Here is a 448-nt window from a genome sequence, read left to right on the forward strand (position 1 = left end):
TAGCCTTTATGAATTCCAGCCTTACGATTCCCGATTCGGATACCGAGGCTTCCATTATCTCCTCCAATCCTCTCAGGGCATTTTGAATTTTCCTCGCATGCCTTGCATGTCGTATTCCCTCAACCTCCAACAGGGTATGTCCAAATTCATTGGTCAATGATGCCCCTGCCTGTTTTGCGAGTTTTGTAATATGGGCAATGGAAATAATGTCGGGATCGTAATGAAAACAAAGCTGAGGGGTATCATCCTCTTTTTCAGAAACAATATGCACCTTTTCAAGACCTTCCCTGTTTTGCAGGTGATCCATTAGCCTCTGCACACATTGATCGTTCTCATCGGGAACTTCCGGCAGGAGTATTGGCAGTTTTACTTGCGTTTTTTTCATTTTTTCTATCGGTTTTTCGATTCTTGTCCGGTAAACTCTCGCTGAAATCTTTAAATTGGCGAT

Annotated in this window: 1 pseudogene; it reads right to left on the reverse strand. The window is 43.1% G+C overall.

The features are described 5' to 3' along the window. Window positions 1-385, reverse strand: a pseudogene (locus HC176_RS16530) (heavy metal translocating P-type ATPase); the annotation flags it as partial. Between the last annotated feature and the right edge of the window lie 63 nt (window positions 386-448).

The sequence above is a fragment of the Tamlana crocina genome (assembly GCF_012037625.1).